Origin of the sequence: Streptomyces sp. NPDC087300 (genome assembly GCF_044744425.1) — a bacterium.
GTDB lineage: Bacteria > Actinomycetota > Actinomycetes > Streptomycetales > Streptomycetaceae > Streptomyces.
Map to the genome: position 1 here is coordinate 393895 of NZ_JBIUYI010000006.1, position 15177 is coordinate 409071.

Annotated in this window: 15 protein-coding genes and 1 tRNA gene; 9 read left to right on the forward strand and 7 right to left on the reverse strand. The window is 71.6% G+C overall.

Features of this window, described 5'->3' with window-relative positions; translation table 11 throughout:
- Positions 1-9: 9 nt before the first annotated feature.
- Genes ACIO9J_RS26770 through ACIO9J_RS26780 form a run of 3 tightly spaced genes read right to left on the reverse strand, consistent with a single transcriptional unit; the run spans position 10 to position 2887 of the window.
- Entirely contained in the window at positions 10-789 is a 780-nt protein-coding gene (locus tag ACIO9J_RS26770; RefSeq protein WP_402004617.1) for a TrmH family RNA methyltransferase, read from the reverse strand.
- Positions 786-2027 (reverse strand): HTTM domain-containing protein, encoded by a 1242-nt coding sequence (locus ACIO9J_RS26775; protein WP_402004620.1) that lies wholly within the window; start codon positions 2025-2027, stop codon positions 786-788. Before ACIO9J_RS26775 ends, ACIO9J_RS26770 begins: the two co-directional genes overlap by 4 nt.
- Positions 2024-2887, reverse strand: coding sequence for a DUF5819 family protein (locus ACIO9J_RS26780; RefSeq protein WP_402004623.1), 864 nt, complete (start codon positions 2885-2887; stop codon positions 2024-2026). The genes ACIO9J_RS26775 and ACIO9J_RS26780 overlap by 4 nt, the downstream gene beginning before the upstream one ends.
- Before the next feature lie 417 nt (positions 2888-3304).
- Between ACIO9J_RS26780 and paaA the strand changes: the two genes are divergently transcribed.
- From paaA to ACIO9J_RS26810, 6 genes are all read left to right on the forward strand, one after another.
- Positions 3305-4372, forward strand: a complete 1068-nt coding sequence (paaA, locus tag ACIO9J_RS26785; RefSeq protein ID WP_402004626.1) for a 1,2-phenylacetyl-CoA epoxidase subunit PaaA — start codon at positions 3305-3307, stop codon at positions 4370-4372.
- Positions 4369-4659: a 1,2-phenylacetyl-CoA epoxidase subunit PaaB gene (paaB, locus tag ACIO9J_RS26790; protein WP_031090474.1), complete on the forward strand. Its 291-nt coding sequence runs from the start codon at positions 4369-4371 to the stop codon at positions 4657-4659. Before paaA ends, paaB begins: the two co-directional genes overlap by 4 nt.
- Entirely contained in the window at positions 4656-5381 is a 726-nt protein-coding gene (paaC, locus tag ACIO9J_RS26795; protein ID WP_402004629.1) for a 1,2-phenylacetyl-CoA epoxidase subunit PaaC, read from the forward strand. Before paaB ends, paaC begins: the two co-directional genes overlap by 4 nt.
- Positions 5375-5938: a 1,2-phenylacetyl-CoA epoxidase subunit PaaD gene (paaD, locus tag ACIO9J_RS26800; RefSeq protein ID WP_402004631.1), complete on the forward strand. Its 564-nt coding sequence runs from the start codon at positions 5375-5377 to the stop codon at positions 5936-5938. The genes paaC and paaD overlap by 7 nt, the downstream gene beginning before the upstream one ends.
- Positions 5938-7008 (forward strand): 2Fe-2S iron-sulfur cluster-binding protein, encoded by a 1071-nt coding sequence (locus ACIO9J_RS26805; protein ID WP_402004633.1) that lies wholly within the window; start codon positions 5938-5940, stop codon positions 7006-7008. Before paaD ends, ACIO9J_RS26805 begins: the two co-directional genes overlap by 1 nt.
- 120 nt (positions 7009-7128) lie before the next feature.
- Positions 7129-8262 (forward strand): acyl-CoA dehydrogenase family protein, encoded by a 1134-nt coding sequence (locus ACIO9J_RS26810; protein WP_402004636.1) that lies wholly within the window; start codon positions 7129-7131, stop codon positions 8260-8262.
- A 48-nt stretch (positions 8263-8310) separates the two neighbouring features.
- Here ACIO9J_RS26810 and ACIO9J_RS26815 read toward each other — a convergent pair whose 3' ends face one another.
- The 4 genes from ACIO9J_RS26815 to ACIO9J_RS26830 form a co-directional block, all read right to left on the reverse strand.
- Positions 8311-8640, reverse strand: coding sequence for a rhodanese-like domain-containing protein (locus ACIO9J_RS26815; RefSeq protein ID WP_402005406.1), 330 nt, complete (start codon positions 8638-8640; stop codon positions 8311-8313).
- A 119-nt stretch (positions 8641-8759) separates the two neighbouring features.
- A complete protein-coding gene (locus ACIO9J_RS26820; protein ID WP_402004639.1) occupies positions 8760-9617 on the reverse strand; it encodes a hypothetical protein in 858 nt (285 codons plus the stop codon).
- 206 nt (positions 9618-9823) lie between these two features.
- Positions 9824-11272, reverse strand: coding sequence for a DUF2252 domain-containing protein (locus ACIO9J_RS26825; RefSeq protein ID WP_402004642.1), 1449 nt, complete (start codon positions 11270-11272; stop codon positions 9824-9826).
- Between the two features lie 242 nt (positions 11273-11514).
- Positions 11515-11601, reverse strand: a tRNA-Leu gene (locus ACIO9J_RS26830).
- A 495-nt stretch (positions 11602-12096) separates the two neighbouring features.
- Between ACIO9J_RS26830 and ACIO9J_RS26835 the strand changes: the two genes are divergently transcribed.
- The 3 genes from ACIO9J_RS26835 to ACIO9J_RS26845 all read left to right on the forward strand — a co-directional run bounded on the left by ACIO9J_RS26835 (position 12097) and on the right by ACIO9J_RS26845 (position 15172).
- Positions 12097-13002, forward strand: a complete 906-nt coding sequence (locus ACIO9J_RS26835) for an FhaA domain-containing protein (protein WP_402004645.1) — start codon at positions 12097-12099, stop codon at positions 13000-13002.
- A gap of 10 nt (positions 13003-13012) precedes the next feature.
- Positions 13013-13528 carry an FHA domain-containing protein gene (locus ACIO9J_RS26840; protein ID WP_098243670.1) on the forward strand — a complete coding sequence of 172 codons (516 nt, stop codon included), beginning with the start codon at positions 13013-13015 and terminating at the stop codon, positions 13526-13528.
- A gap of 120 nt (positions 13529-13648) precedes the next feature.
- Positions 13649-15172 carry a Stp1/IreP family PP2C-type Ser/Thr phosphatase gene (locus tag ACIO9J_RS26845; protein WP_402004649.1) on the forward strand — a complete coding sequence of 508 codons (1524 nt, stop codon included), beginning with the start codon at positions 13649-13651 and terminating at the stop codon, positions 15170-15172.
- The last annotated feature ends 5 nt before the right edge of the window (positions 15173-15177 follow it).

The window sequence follows — 15177 nt, forward strand, 5'->3', positions numbered from 1 at the left end:
GCGGCGGGTTCAGGCCCCCGGCCCCGGGGGCCTGCCCGCCGACCAGTGGAAGAGCGCCATGCCGACGCTCGTCGCCAGGTTGTAGCTGGAGACCTGCGGGCGCATCGGCAGCGACACCAGGTGATCGGCGCGCTCGCGCAGTTCCGCCGAGAGACCGCTGCGCTCGGATCCGAAGGCGAGCAGCGCGTCGTCGGGGAGCTTGAGCCCCCGGATGTCCTCGCCCTCCGCGTCGAGCGCGAACACCGGACCGTGCGGCAGCTCGGCGACGTCCATCCGCTCCACGGCCGTCGCGAAGTGCAGCCCCGCCCCGCCACGCACGACGGTGGGGTGCCAGGGGTCGAGGGTGCCGGTCGTGACGACCCCGGTCGCCCCGAAGCCCGCGGCCAGCCGGATCACGGCGCCCGCGTTGCCCAGATTGCGGGGATCGTCGAGCACGACGACCGGCGCCGTCCTCGGCGCCCGGCCCAGGGCTTCGAGGTTCGCCGTCCGCGAGGGGCGCCCGGCCAGGGCGGCGACCGCCGTCGGGTGCAGCCGCGGCACGAGCGCGCGCAGCCGCCCGTCGGGGATCTGCACGAGGAGCGTGTCGAGCGCGTCCCGTACGTCCGGTGCCAGCTCCTCGGCGAGGGCGAGGACGGCGGACCGGTCGCTGGTCAGCGCCAGGGGCACGGCCGCGTCGAAGCGCAACGCGTGCTTGATCGCGTGAAATCCGTCGAGCAGCACCGATGTCCCGGCGAGCCCGCGCCAGGCGCGCTCCGCGCCCTCGGGATCCGCCGTATCCGTGCCGTTCATGGAGTGAAGCCTACGCGCGCGTGCTCGGTGGGCCGCTCCTCCCGCTCGTCGTCCACGGCCCGCTGCTCCGGCACCGCGCTCGCGCGGGGCAGCCGGTCGAGCGGCACCCGGGAGACGAGCCCGGCACGCGCGCGTGCCGCCCAGCCGCCCACGCGGCGCAGGAACGCCGTCGGCAGGAACACCGCGTCGGCCGTGATCATCGCGAGCGAGAAGAACGGCAGTCCGAGCACGATCGCGATGACGGCGTGCTCCAAGATCATGGCCGCGAGCAGCACGTTCTTGACGCGCCGGTTGAAGAGGGTGAACGGGAAGGCGACCTGGACGGCGACCGTCCCGTAGGTCACCAGCATCAGCATGACGCCGCTGGAGGAGAGCGCGTCGGACAGCGCGGGCCAGGGCGAGAAGTAGTCGAGGTTCAGCGGGTAGTAGACGGCCGTGCCGTCCTGCCAGCGGCTGCCCTGGATCTTGTACCAGCCCGCGGTCGCGTAGATCAGGCACGCCTCGACCATGATCACCAGGAGCGCCGCGTTGTGGGCGAGGTTGGCGACGACGTCGAAGAGCCTGCGCCACTGCCCCCGCGGCGCACGCTGCCCCACGGCCCACCACAGGCCGTGCACGAGGAGCAGCCCCCAGAAGAACAGCATCCAGCCGCCGCTGAGTTCCCCCATGAACGTCACGCCGGCCAGGGCGAGCCCGAGCACCCACCACAGGGCGGGCCCCACGCGGTCGACCGGCGCGGCGAGCTCCGGACCGGCCGCACGCGCGCGTGCCGCACGCCGCGCGTCCAGGGACCAGACCTGGCCGCACCGCGTGAACACCAGGTAGGTGGCCATCAGATGGATGACGTTGTCGCCGCCGTCGCCCATGAAGATGCTGCGGTTCTGCAGCGAAAGGACGCCGATCATGAAGAGCACGGACATCGCGCGCGTGCGCCAGCCGAGCAGCAGCAGGACGCTGCTCAGCATGGCCAGCACATAGACGGCCTCGAACCAGAGCCGCCCGTCCGACCACATCAGCGCCGTGAAGGCGCCGTTGCTCGCGATGAGCTGCTGGGCCATGTCCCAGTTCCAGGGGCCGTCCGGGCCGTACATCTCGTGGCGGTGGGGGAACTCGCGCAGCAGGAAGAGCAGCCAGGTGGCGGAGAACCCGATGCGGATCACCGCGGTCTGGTAGGGACCGAGGGCGAAACCGGTGACCTTGGTGAGGCCTTGCGCCAGCGGACGTTCGAAGCGGCTCATCGGTCACTCCCCTGTGCGCCCCGGGCCTGGTTCCCGTCCGTCTCCCGCCCGGTGCCGACTCCGGTGCCGTCCCCGAGAGGCATGTCCTCGGGCGTCACCGCCCACCAGGGGAGCGTCCGGTAGGTCGGCTTGGCGGACACCTTCTCGTCGCTCCACTTCGGCGGCCGTACGTTCGTGGTCCTGGACCGCACCTGCACGCGCGCGATGCTGTCGCCCTTCCCCGCCGCGTGCTCCCTGTCGAGCCGCATGAGCGCGACACGGCGGACATAGCGTTCGGAGAGCTGGCCCCGCAGGCCGACGGGACGATTCTGCGCGTCGTGCGACCCCGCGTAGAAGTCCCAGGCGCGGCGCAGCTCGTTCTGCTGGGTGTGGCTGGGGAAGAGGCTGCCGTCGATGCCGGCGCCGTCCCGCGCGGACAGGTCGTACCAAGGAGTGGTCCGTACGCGCCCGTCCGCCGTACGGAGCTCGGCACGGGCCTGCACCGCGACGTTCTGCTGGAGCGGATTGGGCGCGAAGAGCTTCCAGTTCTGCTCGAACTCGGGGTAGATCCAGTCGTCGACCACGTCGCCGTGCTGCTTGGTCACGGTGTTCGACGGGGCGACGTGCAGAAAGAGCATCCCTATGTGGACGCAGGCGGCCACGGCGATGAGGGCGAGGGCGATCGCGGCGGCGATCTGATGCCCGAGGGAGAGGCCTGCGATGCCGGGGCGGGGCTCGGGCGGGGCGGGCGGAGCAGGTGGGGCAGGCAGGTCGGGCTGCTGCGGTGGGGTGTCGGCGGGAGCGGATGTAGCGGCCGGGTCGGCCTCCTCGGGCGTCCCTGGTGTCTCGGGCGTCTCGGGTGCCTCCGGCGTCTCCGGCATCTCCAGCACCTCACCCGGCCCGGATGCCCCATTCGGCCCAACCGCCCCAACTGAATCGGCCGCCGCGACCGCGGCCGCGCCCCGCTCCCCTGGGCCGGAGATCCCAGCAGGTCCGTCCGGGCCTGCGGGCGGCTCAGGCTCTGCGGACTCCTCAGGCCCGGTAAGCCCCTCAGGCCCGACGGGCTCGTCAGGCCCGGCGGACCCGCCGCCGGAACCCTTGTCGTACCCGTCCATTCCGCCCCGATCCCCGTTCCCGCGCCGAACCCTGCCGCCGGAACCGTACTCAGACCCGCCCGCCGCGCACAGCGTCCGTGAAGTTATCCACAGGGTTGACACCTTATGGCGGCGAGCCGCACCATTGAATTCAACGAACCGAACGATCGGTCGGGCGGTTCGCTCAGGTCTAGGGGGACCGAGATGGCGACAGCAGCCGCACATCACGCGGCGGGGACGGAGCCGGACGAGGCCGGTTCCCCGGCCGCGCGCACGACGGAGCGGGAAGCCGCCGCGGAGCACCAGGCCGCCTTCGACGCGGCGGTCGCCGCCGACGAGCGCATCGAGCCGCGCGACTGGATGCCGGACGCCTATCGCGCGTCACTGGTCAGGCAGATCGCGCAGCACGCCCACTCCGAGATCATCGGCATGCAGCCGGAGGCCAACTGGATCACCCGCGCCCCCTCCCTGCGGCGCAAGGCGATCCTCATGGCCAAGGTGCAGGACGAGGCCGGTCACGGCCTGTATCTGTACAGCGCGGCGGAGACGCTCGGCACCGGCAGGGACGAGCTCCTGGACAAGCTCCACTCGGGCCGCCAGAAGTACTCGTCGATCTTCAACTACCCCACGCTGACCTGGGCGGACGTGGGCGCGATCGGCTGGCTCGTGGACGGCGCCGCGATCACCAACCAGGTCCCCCTGTGCCGCTGTTCCTACGGTCCTTACGCTCGCGCGATGGTCCGGGTCTGCAAGGAGGAGTCCTTCCACCAGCGCCAGGGGTACGAGTCGTTGCTCGCCCTCAGCCGCGGCACCCAGGCCCAGCACGAGATGGCGCAGGACGCGGTGAACCGCTGGTGGTGGCCCTCGCTGATGATGTTCGGCCCGCCCGACGACGAGTCCTCGCACTCCGAGCAGTCGATGACGTGGAAGATCAAGCGCCACTCGAACGACGAGCTGCGGCAGCGCTTCGTGGACATCTGCGTCCCCCAGGCCGAGTCACTCGGACTCACGCTGCCCGACCCGGACCTGGTGTGGAACGAGAGCCGCGGGCATCACGACTTCGGCACCATCGACTGGACCGAGTTCTGGGACGTCCTCAAGGGGAACGGACCGTGCAACGAACAGCGCATCACCCAGCGCAAGCGCGCCCATGACGAGGGCGCCTGGGTCAGGGACGCCGCGGCAGCCCATGCCGCGAAGCACGCGGCGGCCCCGTCCGGCCACCAGAGCGCACCCGGCAAGCCCGCGAAGCACGGAGAGGCGACGGCATGAGCAGCTCGACCGACTGGCCGCTGTGGGAGGTGTTCGTGCGCTCCCGCCGCGGGCTCTCGCACACCCACGCGGGCAGCCTGCACGCCCCGGACGCGGAGATGGCCCTGCGCAACGCGCGCGATCTGTACACCCGCAGGAGCGAAGGCGTCTCCCTCTGGGTCGTGCCGTCCACCGAGATCACCGCCTCGTCGCCGGACGAGAAGGACTCGTTCTTCGAGCCCGCGGGCGACAAGCCGTACCGCCACCCGACGTTCTACGAGATCCCGGAGGGGGTGAAGCACCTGTGACCACCGCAGCCGACACCCCGGTCCTCCCCGCCCTGCCCCTGGGAGACGACGCCCTGGTGCTCTCGCACCGCCTGGGGGAGTGGGCGGGCCACGCCCCCGTCCTCGAAGAGGAAGTCGCCCTGGCGAACATCGCGCTCGACCTGCTCGGCCAGGCCCGCATCCTGCTCTCCCTGGTGGGTGACGAGGACGAGCTGGCGTATCTCCGCGAGGAGCGCGCCTTCCGCAACCTCCAGCTGGTCGAGCAGCCGAACGGCGACTTCGCGCACACCATCGCCCGCCAGCTCTACTTCTCCACCTACCAAGTCCTGCTGTACGGGCAGTTGGCGGCCGGCGAGGGCGAGCTGGCCCCCTTGGCCGCGAAGGCCGTCAAGGAAGTCGCCTACCACCAGGACCACGCCGAGCAGTGGACCCTGCGCCTGGGCGACGGCACCCCCGAGAGCCACGCGCGGATGCAGCGCGGACTCGACGCGCTGTGGCGCTTCACCGGAGAGATGTTCCAGCCGGTGGCGGGCCTGGACGTGGACTGGCAGGCCATGCGGTCGAGTTGGACGTCCGCCGTGACCGGCGTGATCGAGCGGGCGACGCTGACCGTGCCATCGGGCCCGCAGTCCGGCGCGTGGGCGGCGGGCGCCGGCCGCGAGGGCCTGCACACGGAGCCGTTCGGGCGGATGATCGCCGAGATGCAGCACCTACACCGCAGCCACCCGGGGGCGTCATGGTGACGACCGCGCACACCGCGCCTCCCGCACCCGCGGCACAGACCACGGCGGCCACGGACTCCGCGGCCACGACGCCCACCGCGCTCGAAGCGGAGCTCCTCGCCCTGGCCGGCTCGGTGCCCGACCCCGAGCTGCCCGTGCTCACCCTGGCCGAGCTCGGGGTGGTGCGCGGCGTGCGGATCATGCCCTCCGGCGCGGTCGACGTCGAGCTGACCCCGACGTACACCGGGTGCCCCGCCATCGAGGCCATGTCCGCCGACATAGAGCAGGTCCTGCACGACCGGGGCATGCCCGAGGTCTCGGTGCGCACGGTGCTCTCCCCCGCCTGGTCGACGGACGACATCAGCGCCGAAGGCCGCCACAAGCTCAGCGAGTTCGGCATCGCGCCGCCCCGCTCCCACGCGGCCGAAGGCCCGATCCCGCTGAGCCTGTCCATCCGCTGCCCGCACTGCGGATCGACCGACACGGAGCTGCTCAGCCGCTTCTCCTCCACGGCCTGCAAGGCACTGCGCCGCTGCACGTCCTGCCGTGAACCCTTCGACCACTTCAAGGAGTTGTGATGGCCCGCTTCCACCCGCTCCGGGTAGCGGCGGTCGACCGGCTCACCGACGACTCCGTGACGCTGACCTTCGACGTACCGCCCGCGCTCTGCGAGGAGTACGCCTTCACCCCGGGCCAGCACCTCGCCGTCCGCCGCTTCGTCGACGGCGTCGAGATCCGGCGTACGTACTCGATCTGCTCCCCCGCACCGGTCCCCGGCGCACCCGGCGAACCCCGGACCCTGCGCGTCGGCGTGCGCCTCGTCGAGGACGGCGCCTTCTCGACGTACGCCTTCAAGGAGGTCGCCGTCGGCGACGAGCTGGAGGTGATGACCCCGGCCGGGCGCTTCACCCTGGACCCCGCGCCCGGACGCTATGCGGCCGTGGTCGGCGGCAGCGGCATCACCCCGGTGCTCTCCATCGTCACGACGCTCCTGGAGCGCGAGCCGCGGGCGGACTTCTGTCTCATACGCAGCGACCGCACCGCGGCGTCCACGATGTTCCTGGAGGAGGTCGCCGACCTCAAGGACCGCTGGCCCGACCGGTTCCAACTGGTGACCGTGCTCTCCCGCGAGGAGCAGCAGGCGGGACTCGACTCCGGGCGGCTCGACGAGGAGCGGCTGGCCCGGCTGCTGCCCGCGCTGCTGCCGGTGGCGGACATCGAGGCGTGGTTCCTGTGCGGCCCGTTCGGCCTGGTGCAGGGCGCCGAGCGGACGCTGCGCGGCCTCGACGTGCCCCGGCGCCGCATCCACGAGGAGATCTTCCACGTGGACGACGGCGGCACCCCCGCGACCCCGTCCGCCCCAGCGCCCGCGCACAGCACGGTGACGGTGACCCTCGACGGCCGCTCCGGCACTTGGCCGGTCCAGGACGGCGAGACCCTCCTGGAGACGGTCCTGCGCAACCGCGCGGACGCGCCCTATGCCTGCAAGGGCGGCGTGTGCGGCACCTGCCGGGCGTTCCGGGTCTCCGGCGAGGTGCGGATGGACCGGAACTTCGCGCTGGAGCCGGAGGAGACGGAAGCCGGTTACGTGCTGGCGTGCCAGTCCCGTCCGGCCACGGACACCGTGGAGTTGGACTTCGACCGCTGACCCGGCCGCCCTGCCTGTTCCCTTCCTCTAGAACCTGTTCTATCTTGACGGACCGTCAGATGCGAAGAGGCAGCAGAGGCGACGGATACGTCGGTCGGCCGGTGCACGGGAGGACAGCCAGTGGACTTCACCTTCACCGAGGAACAGCAGGCCGTGGTCGAGGCGGCGAAGGCGCTCTTCGCCGACGTCGCGCCGGACGGGGTGCCGAGCCCCGCCCTCACGCCCGGCGCGGTCGCCGATGACTTCGACCGCGCCCTGTGGTCCCGGCTCGCCGACGCCGACCTGCTCGGCGTGCTCGTCGACGCCGAGCACGGCGGCGTGGACCTCGACCCCATCGCTCTGTGCCTGGTCCTGCGCGAGTCCGCCAAGGTGCTCGCGCGCGTCCCGCTCCTGGAGAGCAGCGCCGCCGCATCGGCCGTAGGGGCCCATGGCGGCGACGAGTTGAGGCGAAGGGTCCTTCCCGCGGCCGCGCGCGGTGAGCTGGTCCTGACGGTCGCCGCGAGCGGCCGCACCGGACACGATCCGGCCGAACTCGCCGTCACCGCACAGCGCGACGGCGACAGCTGGGTCCTGGACGGCCTCCAGACCGCCGTGCCCTGGGCGCAGCACGCCGACCTGATCGTGGTGCCGGGTCACACGTCCGAAGGACACACCGTCCTGGCCGTCGTCCCGCGCGAGCAGTCCGGCCTCGCCGTCGCCGAGCAGATCTCCACCAGCGGCGAGCGGCTCGGCGAGCTCCGCCTCGACGCCGTGCGCGTCGCCGCGTCGGACGTCATCGAGGCCGAAGGGGCCTGGGACGGACTGCGCGACCTGCTCGCCACCGGCACCTGCGCGCTCGCGCTCGGTCTGGGCGAGGGCGTGCTGCGCATGACGAGCGAATACACCAGCAAGCGCGAGCAGTTCGGCCATCCGGTGGCCACGTTCCAGGCCGTGGCCGTGCAGGCCGCCGACCGCTACATCGACCTGCGCGCGATGGAGGCCACCCTCTGGCAGGCCGCCTGGCGCGTCAGCACCGGCGCGGACGGCGCCCTGCCCACCGCGGGAGACGTGGCCGTCGCCAAGATCTGGGCATCCGACGGCGTACGCAGGGTCGTCCAGACCGCCCAGCACCTGCACGGCGGCTTCGGCGCGGACACCGACTACCCGCTGCACCGCTATCACGCCTGGGCCAAGCAGCTGGAGCTCTCGCTCGGCCCGGCGGCGGCGCACGAGGAGGCATTGGGCGACCTGCTGGCCGCCCACGCGCTCGGCTGAGGCCGGACGCGCTGCCTGGCTCCTAGGGTCTTTCGTTTGGATCAGGCCCTAGACGACGGTGCCCGGCTGACCCTTGTCGTCGACGACGGGTCGGCCGGAGGCGGCCCACGCCTCCATGCCACCGGCGACGTTCACCGCTTCGATGCCCTGCTGCCCGAGGTACATGGTGACCTGGGCGGAGCGGCCGCCGGAGCGGCAGATGACGTTGACGCGGCCGTCCTGCGGCGCGGCCTCGGTCAACTCGCCGTAGCGGGAGACGAATTCACTCATGGGGATGTGCAGCGCGCCCTCGGCGTGGCCCGCCTGCCACTCGTCGTCCTCACGGACGTCCAGCAGAAAATCGCCGTTTGCGAGATCGTCGACGACGACCGTGGGCACTTGAGATCCGAAAGCCATGCCCCCGACGCTACCCGACGGGCACGGTCCCACCGACCCGGCATCGGCGCGCCCGGGAACCAGCCCCCAAGGGCCTCCCCGAAAGCCGCGCGGCGCCGCGCCTAAGCGGTCAGCCGCTCCAGCTCGGCCTCGCGCTCGGCCACCTGCGCGAGCAGCTGCTCGGCGATCTCGTCGAGCAGCGCGTCCGGGTCGTCCGGCGCCAGACGCAGCATCCCGCCGATCGCGCCCTCCTCCAACTCCTTGGCGAGCACGGAGAGGAGTTCCTTGCGCTGGGCGAGCCATTCGAGCCGCGCGTACAGCTCCTCGCTGCGGGTGAGCAGCTGCTCCTCGGGCACGGGACCCGCCGCCCACTCCTCGGACAGCTCCCGCAGGAGCGCCTCGTCACCACGGGCGTACGCGGCGTTGACGCGCGTGATGAACTCCTCGCGCCGGTTCCGCTCGCCCTCCTCCTGCGCCAGGTCGGGGTGGGCCTTGCGGACCAGCTCGCGGTAGAGCTTGCGGGCCTCCTCGCCGGGACGCACCCGCTGCGGCGGCCGCACGGACTGGTCCGTCAGCATCGCGGCGGCCTCGGGGTAGAGCCCCTCGCCGTCCATCCAGCCGTGGAACAACTCCTCGATGCCCGGCATCGGCATCACCCGCGCCCGCGCCTCCGCCGCCTTGCGCCGGTCCTCGGGGTCGCCCGTACGGGCCGCGGTGGCCTCGGCGATCTGCGCGTCGAGCTCGTCGAGCCGTGCGTACATGGGGCCGAGCTTCTGGTGGTGCAGGCGGGAGAAGTTCTCCACCTCCACACGGAAGGTCTCCAGGGCGATCTCGTACTCGATCAGCGCCTGCTCGGCGGCGCGCACCGCGCGCTCCAGACGCGCCTCGGGCCGGGACGTTTCCTCGCCCCCCGCCGGGACCTGCCCCGAAGGGTTCTCGGTGGTTTCGGGCTGCGTCGGCTCGGCTTCCGGGGTCGTCACCTGTCCAGCCTAGGCCACCCACCAGGACCACCGGCCAGAGCCGCCGAACCGCCCGGCACCACGCTGCGCTCCGCAGCACGCCCGCCCCGCACCACGCCAGGACCGCCCCGCGGCCACCCCACCGCCACGCCCGACCTCACACACGTTCTCGCCCGAGTTCTCACACGCGTGCACACACGCGTTCTCACACGGGCCTCGCCCCGGCCTCAGACGCCCGCCTCGGCGGCGATCCGCCCCTCCTTGACCGCCCGCACCAGCAGCGCGTGGTCCGCCTCCGTCCGGTCCGCGTACGCCGTGGCGAACCGTGCCACCGCCTCGTCCAGCTCGTCGTTCTTGCCGCAGTACCCCGCTATCAGCCGCGGATCGGCGCTGTGCGCGTGCGCGCGGGCCAGCAGGGCGCCGGTCATACGGCCGTAGTCGTCGATCTGGTCGGCGGCCAGCGCGGCGGGGTCCACGCTGCCCTTGCGGTTCCTGAACTGCCGTACCTGGAAGGGCAGTCCGTCGACCGTCGCCCAGCCAAGGAGAAAGTCGCTGACCACTTGCATCCGCTTCTGCCCGAGCACGACCCTGCGTCCCTCGTGCGTGGCCTCGGGCGCCTTGAAGCCCGCGACCGGCAGATGCGGCAGCAGCGCGGAGGGCCGCGCCTCCTTCACCTGGAGCACCAGCGGCTCGCCCCGGTGGTCGAGAAGCAGCACCACATAGGATCGCAGCCCCACGCTGCCCGTGCCCACGACGCGGAACGCCACGTCCTGGATCGCGTACCGCGCGAGCAGCGGCAGCCGGTCCTCCGCCAGCGTGCCCAGATACCCGCCGAGCGACCCGGCCACCGCGGCCGCCTCCTCGTCGGGAACGCGCCGCAGCACGGGCGGGGCGTCGACGAAGCGCCGCCCCACGGACCCGTCGGCCGCCTCGAACCGCTCCGTGGCCTTCGCCGCGAACCGGGCGCTCGTGTTGTGCCGCGCCTTCTCGGAGACCTTCTCCAGGGTGCCGAGCAGGTCACGCGCGTCGGTGTGCGAGACGAGCTGCTCGTCGGCGATGGCGTTCCACGCGTCGAGCGCGGGCAGCTTCGCGAGGAGTCGCATGGTCCGCCGGTAGGCCCCCACCGCGTCGAGGGCCGCTTCCCCGCAGACCGACTCGTCGGCCCCCGCCTCGCGCCCGGCCAGGACCAGCGAGGCGGCGAGGCGCTTGAGGTCCCACTCCCAGGGCCCGTGCGCCGTCTCGTCGAAGTCGTTCAGATCGATGACGAGTCCGCCCCGCGCGTCCGCGTACAGACCGAAGTTCGCCGCATGCGCGTCTCCGCATATCTGCGCGCCGACGCCGGTCACCGGGGTGCGCGCCAGGTCGTACGCCATGAGTCCCGCGGACCCGCGCAGAAAGGCGAAGGGCGAGGCCGCCATCCTGCCGACCCGGATCGGCGCGAGCGCGGCGATCCTGCTGCGGTTGGAGTCCACCACCGCGGCCACGGGGTCGGGGCGGCCGTCGTCCACCGCGAACTCCGCGTGCCAGGAACGGGACACCCGCTCCCGCAGCGCCTTGCCCTCGGCCTTGGGCGACCCCTGGGAGGGCCACTCGGCGAACCCCGCGACCCCGGGAATCCGCTCCCCCGACCGCTGCCGTCCCCGCTGCTCCGGAACCGTCCCACTGATCCGCGCCATGCCGTCGCCCCCCCACCGATCGACCCAGTGGATCAACCCACTGGCACTCGGCACGACGGTACTGCCGCTCGCCGATCCCCGTCAGAGCCTGTGGAAAACTTCGGTGACATACATCACCGCCCGCCGAAGTGCCACGAGGCGCGGCGAGATGGCGGGCGAGGCGGCGCGCAGGGCAACGAAGAGGACAACGAAAAGAAGCGGTCCTCGCCCGGACTTTCGTCCGGGCGAGGACCGCTTCCTCATGGTGCGCGAGGGGGGAGTTGAACCCCCACGCCCTTTCGGGCACTGGAACCTGAATCCAGCGCGTCTGCCTATTCCGCCACCCGCGCATGGGTGTTGTCTTTGGGTCTCTCACTGTGTGGTGCGAGCGCCTGCCGACATCCAGAAGATTAGCACGCTGGAGGGGGTGGATTCACATTCGTATGCGCGGGCACCTGGCCCAGGGTCTCCGGCCCGGGACCGGCTCCACATCCACCCGTACGCACACAGGACGCGCCTCTTGCCCACCCTCCGCCCACCCCCGACCCCGGCCGAGCTCGCCGAGGTCCACAGCCAGGTGCGGGACACTGGCTTGAGGCCCCCTCTACGATCCCTGTTAAGAGGAGGCTCGAGCAGGCGTCCCGAGCAGCTGCCCGGAGGGGTTCCGGAGCCGAGGATCAGGGTCCCGTCAGGGGTCCTGGGAGGATCCACGGAGCCCTGTGCGGGCATGCCTTGTGAGAGGCGACACTCGTCGACTGGGCGGACAGGGGGAACCAGCCGATTTCCCGGCGCGTGGATACGATCAGTAAGCAGTACCAGGATGACTACGACGGAGGAGGTGCCCCATGGGAGTCCTGAAGAAGTTCGAGCAGCGACTTGAAGGTCTGGTCAACGGCACCTTCGCCAAGGTGTTCAAGTCCGAGGTCCAGCCCGTCGAGATCGCCGGCGCCCTCCAGCGCGAGTGCGACAACAACGCGACGATCTGGAACCGCGAGCGGACCGTCGTGCCCAACGACTTCATCGTCGAGCTCAGCGCACCCGACTTCGAGCGCCTGAGCCCGTATTCGGGCCAGCTCGGGGACGAGCTCTCCGGCATGGTCCGCGACTACGCCAAGCAGCAGCGGTACAGCTTCATGGGCCCCATCAAGGTCCACCTGGAGAAGGCCGAGGACCTCGACACCGGCCTGTACCGGGTGCGCAGCCGCACGCTCGCCTCCAGCAGCTCCCAGGGGCCCGACCAGGCGCCCGCGGGCCCCGGCGGCCCCGCGGCCCCCAGCCGTGGCGCGAGCGGCGGCGCAGCGGGCGCAGGCGGTGGCTACGGCTATCCGCAGCCGCCCTCCGGAGCTCCCGGTGGCGCGGGCGCACCTCCCATGCCGAGTGCGCCGCCGCCAGGCGGTGGCCGTCCCGGCGGCCAGTCACCGGCACCGAGCAGGCCCCAGGGCCCCGGCGCCGCACCACTCCCGGGCGCCCAAGTGCGGCGCTGGATCGAGATCAACGGCAATCGCCATCAGATCTCCCGCCCGACGCTGGTGCTGGGTCGCAGCACCGACGCCGATGTGCGGATCGACGACCCCGGCGTATCGCGCCGGCACTGTGAGATCCGGACCGGAACGCCCTCGACGATCCAGGATCTCGGGTCTACCAACGGCATCGTGGTAGACGGGCAGCACACCACCCGCGCTACGCTCCGCGACGGTTCGCGGATCGTCGTGGGCCAAACCACCATCGTTTACCGGCAAGCCGAAGGGTGAAGCGGGGGCAATGTCAGAGCTGACCCTGACGGTCATGCGGCTAGGTTTTCTAGCCGTTCTGTGGCTGTTCGTGATCGTGGCCGTCCAGGTCATCCGCAGCGACCTGTTCGGAACGCGCGTCACACAGCGCGGTTCGCGCCGCGAGCGGCCGCAGCAGGCCGCCCGGCAACAGCAGGCCGCCGCGCCACCGCAGCAGCGCCAGCAGGGCGGTGGCGGCCGCCAGCGCCGCGGCGCCCCCAGCAAGCTGGTCGTCTCCGAGGGCATCCTCGCCGGGACGACGGTCGCCCTCCAGGGGCAGACCATCACGCTGGGCCGTGCGCACGACTCCACGATCGTGCTGGACGACGACTACGCCTCCAGCAGGCATGCCAGGATCTACCCGGACCGGGACGGCCAGTGGATCGTCGAGGATCTCGGGTCCACCAACGGCACGTATCTCGACCGGACCCGACTCACCACCCCGACGCCCGTTCCGCTGGGCGCACCGATCCGCATCGGCAAGACCGTCATCGAGCTGCGGAAGTAGTACGACAATGAGCGAGCGGAGCGAGCGAGCCGACGCGGTCCAGGCACTGGACGCCAGCGCGCTCCCGACCGGAGGGTGGGCACCGTGCGGATGTACCCGGAGCCGACGGGCGAGGTGCGCATGAGTCTGTCTTTGCGCTTCGCCGCCGGATCGCACAAAGGCATGATCCGGGAGGGGAACGAGGACTCCGGTTACGCCGGACCGCGTCTCCTCGCGATCGCCGACGGCATGGGGGGCCAGGCCGCCGGTGAGGTGGCGAGTTCCGAGGTGATCTCGACGATCGTCGCGCTCGACGACGACGTCCCCGGCTCGGACATCCTCACGTCGCTCGGCACCGCCGTGCAGCGGGCCAACGACCAGTTGCGGATCATGGTCGAGGAGGACCCCCAGCTCGAAGGCATGGGGACCACCCTGACCGCCCTCCTGTGGACGGGTCAGCGCCTCGGTCTCGTGCATGTCGGCGACTCGCGCGCGTACCTGCTGCGGGACGGCGTCCTGACGCAGATCACGCAGGACCACACCTGGGTGCAGCGCCTGGTCGACGAGGGCCGCATCACCGAGGAAGAGGCCACCACGCACCCGCAGAGGTCGCTCCTCATGCGCGCGCTGGGCAGCGGCGACCACGTCGAGCCCGACCTCTCCATCCGCGAGGTCCGTGCCGGTGACCGCTATCTGATCTGCTCGGACGGGCTGTCCGGAGTCGTCTCCCACCAGACGATGGAGGACACCCTCGCGAGCTATCAGGGCCCCCAGGAGACCGTGCAGGAGCTGATCCAGCTCGCCCTGCGCGGCGGCGGCCCCGACAACATCACGGTGATCGTCGCCGACGTCCTGGACATCGACAGCGGCGACACCCTCGCGGGCCAGCTGTCCGACACCCCCGTGGTGGTCGGCGCGGTCGCCGAGAACCAGCTCCAGGCGCAGGACGACGGCGCCATGCAGACGCCCGCGGGCCGCGCTTCCGGGCTCGGCCGCCCGGTGCCGCCACAGCCCTCCGGAGGCGGCTTCGGCCCTCCCGGCAGCGGTGACACCACGGGGTACGCCCCCGAGAGCGACTTCGGCGCGTACGACGACGAGGACTTCGTGAAGCCCCGCGCCGGCCGCAAGTGGCTCAAGAGATCCCTCTACGTGGTGCTCGCGCTCGCCGTCATCGGCGGCGGACTCTACGGCGGCTACCGCTGGACGCAGACCCAGTACTACGTGGGCACGAAGGACAAGCACATCGCCCTCTACCGCGGCATCGACCAGGACCTGGCCTGGGTCAGCCTGTCGAAGGTGGAGAAGGACCACCCCGAGATCGAACTCAAGTACCTGCCGCCGTACCAGCGCAAGCAGGTCGAGGCCACCATCGCCGAGGGCAACCTCGACGACGCCAAGGGCAAGATCGAGGAGCTGGGCCTGCAGGCCTCCGCGTGCAAGAAGGACTCGGAGCGCCGCGAGGCGGACCGCAAGAAGAAGGACAAGCCCGGCGAGGGCGAGGCGGGCGGAGCGACCGGCGTCGAGGAGAACGCGCCGACCGGCAACCCGACCGACACGAACGACAAGACCGACAAGAACAAGTCCAAGACCGCACCGACTCCCACAACCGGCCCCAGCCTCTCCGACGATGAGCAGAAGCTGGTCCCGCTGTGCGGTAAGCAGTAAGCAGC

Coding starts and splice junctions, on each gene's coding strand:
- ACIO9J_RS26770 (WP_402004617.1), bottom strand. CDS start 789: ATGAACGGCACGGATACGGCGGATCCCGAGGGCGCGGAGCGCGCCTGG.
- ACIO9J_RS26775 (WP_402004620.1), bottom strand. CDS start 2,027: ATGAGCCGCTTCGAACGTCCGCTGGCGCAAGGCCTCACCAAGGTCACC.
- ACIO9J_RS26780 (WP_402004623.1), bottom strand. CDS start 2,887: ATGCCGGAGACGCCGGAGGCACCCGAGACGCCCGAGACACCAGGGACG.
- paaA (WP_402004626.1), top strand. CDS start 3,305: ATGGCGACAGCAGCCGCACATCACGCGGCGGGGACGGAGCCGGACGAG.
- paaB (WP_031090474.1), top strand. CDS start 4,369: ATGAGCAGCTCGACCGACTGGCCGCTGTGGGAGGTGTTCGTGCGCTCC.
- paaD (WP_402004631.1), top strand. CDS start 5,375: ATGGTGACGACCGCGCACACCGCGCCTCCCGCACCCGCGGCACAGACC.
- ACIO9J_RS26805 (WP_402004633.1), top strand. CDS start 5,938: ATGGCCCGCTTCCACCCGCTCCGGGTAGCGGCGGTCGACCGGCTCACC.
- ACIO9J_RS26825 (WP_402004642.1), bottom strand. CDS start 11,272: ATGGCGCGGATCAGTGGGACGGTTCCGGAGCAGCGGGGACGGCAGCGG.
- ACIO9J_RS26835 (WP_402004645.1), top strand. CDS start 12,097: ATGGGAGTCCTGAAGAAGTTCGAGCAGCGACTTGAAGGTCTGGTCAAC.
- ACIO9J_RS26840 (WP_098243670.1), top strand. CDS start 13,013: ATGTCAGAGCTGACCCTGACGGTCATGCGGCTAGGTTTTCTAGCCGTT.
- ACIO9J_RS26845 (WP_402004649.1), top strand. CDS start 13,649: ATGAGTCTGTCTTTGCGCTTCGCCGCCGGATCGCACAAAGGCATGATC.